A 3601-nucleotide genomic window follows, 5' to 3' on the forward strand; every position below is an offset into this window, starting at 1 on the left:
ATATATGCTACTGGGGGCATGAATTAGTCTTTAATTGTGTTTCGATGAATCACATTCTCATTTTGTAAATGGACTTTGAATGGGAGCCCTTATGAAAATCAAGCTGCTTACAATTGCTCTATTGTCTTGTGGTGTTAACGCAGGCGAAAAGAGCCATGGTCTTGAAAATGGCGCTCCTTTGGAAAATGGAACAAAACTTGAGGATTCGACAAATAACCTGAAGGAACAGTTTAACGACTTTAGTGAAGTGAACGGAATCATAGTGGATAGAACAATCACACGCTTAGGTGATGATTTCTATTTCTTCTTCTCGCAATCACTTAATGAGAGTTATCCCGACCTAAAGGAAAATTTGACGGTAAAAGAGAGGCCAACCGCTTTATCAGGAAGCATCATAGAGGTTCAACACTCTAGAAAACCGATCTTCCGTACAGCGTTGTCCCCCGGTCGTAGACAAGCAAAAGAACGAGCCGCTGATGCAACACGAGTTGTAGGGAATTACATCATTAGATGGCAAGCGGAAAGGCTCTTTCAGGATACTTACGACCTAGACCATGATGAATTTTAAGGAGCCAAGGATGTCGATACTTTTCAGAAAGGCAGCGCTTATTGCGTTGTTAGCTTCCCCTTCGATTTACGCGAGCGAATTAGTTTATACGCCCGTAAACCCAAGTTTCGGTGGAAACGCTTTAAACAGTTCTCACCTATTTAATCACGCTAACGCTATCAATGATTACGAAGATCCAAGTGCTAGGGATATTTTTGATGAACAAGAATCAGCATTAGATCGTTTAGCCTCCAGCTTAGAGTCTCGCCTGATTAGCCAATTGCTTGCTGACGTGGGTAATGGCAATACTGGGCAACTAGAAACGGAAGACTTCTTTCTCAACATCGTTGATGACTCAGGGACGTTATTGGTTCAAATCGTCGACAAAGCGACTGGTGAGTCAACTGAAATCAGCGTATCGGGATTAAATCCAGACCTCTAATCACAAGGATTGTGTTATGAAATCGATTATTATCGTCTTTCTAACCTTCGTGTTAGGGGGATGCACTTACTCTATGCAAATTCCAGAGACTTCTGAAACGCCTAAGCTGATGCCGAGAGGATCGACTTACACCGATCTCATCTCACTACCTCAGCCTCGCGGTAAAATATTGGTCTCAGTCTATGATTTTAGAGACCAAACGGGGCAATACAAACCTCAACCAAACAGTAACTTCTCAACAGCTGTACCACAGGGCGGAACATCACTGCTCACGACAGCATTGATTGATTCACAATGGTTCGTCCCTCTAGAACGTGAAGGGCTACAGAACTTGTTGACTGAACGTAAGATCATTCGTGCAGCTCAGAAAAAAGACAAAGTCGTGAATAATCATGGTGCGGATTTGTCATCCTTGAGTTCCGCTAACATTGTTATCGAAGGCGGGATTGTGGCTTATGACTCAAATATTGTTACCGGAGGGGCAGGCGCTAAGTATTTAGGTATTGGTGGTTCTGGGCAGTACAGAACGGATCAAGTCACGGTGAATTTGAGAGCCGTCGATGTTCGATCTGGGCAAGTTCTTTTGAGTGTCACTACTACTAAAACCATTTCCTCTCATGAGATCGGCTTCGGTGCATTTCGCTTTGTTGACTATAAAGAGTTGTTAGAAGTTGAGATGGGCTACAGCCAAAATGAACCAGTGAATATTGCCGTAATGTCTGCGATAGATGCGGCAGTGATTCATTTAATCGTTAAAGGAATGAAACGTGGTATGTGGTCGCCTGGTGACCCGAATGCAATGCAAAACCCAATCATTGCTCGTTATTCGGAAGCGAGCACTGACATTCTTTAAATAACCGAGTAAGCAGCAAAATAGGGCTATGCGGAAAATGGATCTTACCCGTAGCCCTGTTTTTTTATCTGTTACTCAGCTGATTTATTTGACGTCACAAGTAATGTCTTTGATCGGTGTCTCTGAAGTAACAAAACAAACATAAGCTTCTGCTGGATTATTTGGGCCAATTCGAATGTAACCCGCCTTCACCTCATCTTCATTAAACGTAGCCGAACTAGAGTTCCCAGTTTGATTATCGTAGAAGCTTGCTTCAAAGTTTCCATTCATTTGGCTGGCGATGCGGTTTCTCGTTGTCGATGTTGTGAATGTTATCGTCGCACATCGCATTGGCGGCTTCTCTGTTATGAGAAATTGCCCACTTTCTTTATCTATCACACCACCCTTTGTATCTGGCTGAATGTCGATAGCTTGAAATTGTTCTACCGTACAAGTTTCTTTGGCAGACACTACTGTAGGCATAAGGACGGCAAAGGCTAGAGGAAAAGCGAAAAGTACTGGTTTCATTAGAACAACACCATTTATAAAAAGAGCGAAAGATGATAGCACCACTATAGCGTTGCTAAATGTAAAATGTCTGTTATGAAGGAAACGCTTTTATAATGAAAAAGTCATGGCATCAAAATTAACTAGTGATCTTCAAACTGACACTGTGCTTTTTGGCTCTTTGATTGTTGCGTCACACTGAACCCTTTATCTTCTAACAACTGCAAAAGATTACCTTCGCCAATTAGGTGTAAGGTGCCGACGACTAACAAGTAGTGTCCTTTCGTATCGAGTTTCCAGTCATTGGATGATAGTTTATTTGCCCAGTCTACGTTGCGATCTGTTAGGAATGCTTTCTCAAGCTCGGTTGGCATTTCAGACAATTCCGCAAAATCCTCAAGTTTGGACTCATCGCCCGCTTTCCAGCTTTCAATAAGGCAATGTACAACACGGTCCGTTTGGTCAAATTCTTCAAGGCTAGTCAACAACCACTCTTTACCCGAATCTTTTTGTCCGGCGATTAGATCTATTTGAAATTGGAGTGGCTCTAAGCTGATAACTGGAACGTCTTGTATGGTTGCCTTATACGCTAATGTTGCGTCTACACCGCCCGCCGAGCCATAGCCAAGATTCTTTAACTGCTGCATTTGTATCGATAGAGATGTTGCCCAAGGTGGAGAGCTCAATAGTTGCTGAGTCGGCATACCTAAAGATTTTGAGATGCTTTTTAGTAACTGCTTTTGTTCTGCGTTGAGCACATCAGCTGTGGTGACGGTCGTAGTCGGGTATACGACACCTTCGGATTTCCTGATATCCGTTTCGATGATTAGGCCATCGCTCTCTTTTAATGTGTCGGTAATCTGCGTGGGAAGTGGATACATGCTTTCATCCCCGACGTGTACAGAACCTAAAATCGTTAAGGTCAGATCATCTTTTTTGGCTTGCCAATACAGAGGTTCTGCTAAAGCTTGCTTAGTCGTAAAGGTAAGAGCGAGTAACGTTAAGTATAAGAATGTGCGCAAAGAGAGCTCCTAGAGGAAGACGTAACTCGTTAAAAATGATTTTGACGGAGTTTTTTAACGATTTTTTTTGAGAACAATGTCACGTTGTTTGTACGGAAAGTATAACAATACGCTGAAACTCTAAATCCTTTCTGGCTATCAATGACACGATTTTATGAAATCGGCAAAAAAGATTGTGATTCATTTCTCAAATTTTACGTCAAAATTAAAATGACGGAAGTGCCGTTGATTCTAACTTAATGATTTTAATA

At 42.1% G+C, this 3601-nt stretch carries 5 protein-coding genes; 3 read left to right on the forward strand and 2 right to left on the reverse strand.

Annotated features, from left to right (window positions below; translation table 11 throughout):
• Positions 1-91: 91 nt before the first annotated feature.
• Genes BCT81_RS27115 through BCT81_RS27125 form a run of 3 tightly spaced genes read left to right on the forward strand, consistent with a single transcriptional unit; the run spans position 92 to position 1842 of the window.
• The gene (locus tag BCT81_RS27115) at positions 92-568 is read left to right on the forward strand and encodes a curli production assembly/transport protein CsgE (protein WP_241908286.1); all 477 of its coding nucleotides are present in this window, start codon (positions 92-94) and stop codon (positions 566-568) included.
• A gap of 10 nt (positions 569-578) precedes the next feature.
• Positions 579-989, forward strand: a complete 411-nt coding sequence (locus BCT81_RS27120; RefSeq protein WP_004739781.1) for a curli assembly protein CsgF — start codon at positions 579-581, stop codon at positions 987-989.
• A 16-nt stretch (positions 990-1005) separates the two neighbouring features.
• The gene (locus BCT81_RS27125; protein ID WP_004739779.1) at positions 1006-1842 is read left to right on the forward strand and encodes a CsgG/HfaB family protein; all 837 of its coding nucleotides are present in this window, start codon (positions 1006-1008) and stop codon (positions 1840-1842) included.
• Positions 1843-1926: 84 nt separating this feature from the next.
• Here BCT81_RS27125 and BCT81_RS27130 read toward each other — a convergent pair whose 3' ends face one another.
• Both BCT81_RS27130 and BCT81_RS27135 read right to left on the reverse strand, forming a co-directional pair.
• Positions 1927-2349, reverse strand: coding sequence for a hypothetical protein (locus tag BCT81_RS27130; RefSeq protein ID WP_102426475.1), 423 nt, complete (start codon positions 2347-2349; stop codon positions 1927-1929).
• A gap of 122 nt (positions 2350-2471) precedes the next feature.
• Positions 2472-3350 (reverse strand): TraB/GumN family protein, encoded by an 879-nt coding sequence (locus tag BCT81_RS27135; protein WP_102426476.1) that lies wholly within the window; start codon positions 3348-3350, stop codon positions 2472-2474.
• Positions 3351-3601: the final 251 nt, after the last annotated feature.

It is taken from the genome of Vibrio sp. 10N.261.52.A1 (genome assembly GCF_002876325.1).
In the GTDB taxonomy this organism is placed as follows: domain Bacteria; phylum Pseudomonadota; class Gammaproteobacteria; order Enterobacterales; family Vibrionaceae; genus Vibrio; species Vibrio chagasii.

Coding starts and splice junctions, on each gene's coding strand:
- BCT81_RS27115 (WP_241908286.1), top strand. CDS start 92: ATGAAAATCAAGCTGCTTACAATTGCTCTATTGTCTTGTGGTGTTAAC.
- BCT81_RS27120 (WP_004739781.1), top strand. CDS start 579: ATGTCGATACTTTTCAGAAAGGCAGCGCTTATTGCGTTGTTAGCTTCC.
- BCT81_RS27125 (WP_004739779.1), top strand. CDS start 1,006: ATGAAATCGATTATTATCGTCTTTCTAACCTTCGTGTTAGGGGGATGC.
- BCT81_RS27130 (WP_102426475.1), bottom strand. CDS start 2,349: ATGAAACCAGTACTTTTCGCTTTTCCTCTAGCCTTTGCCGTCCTTATG.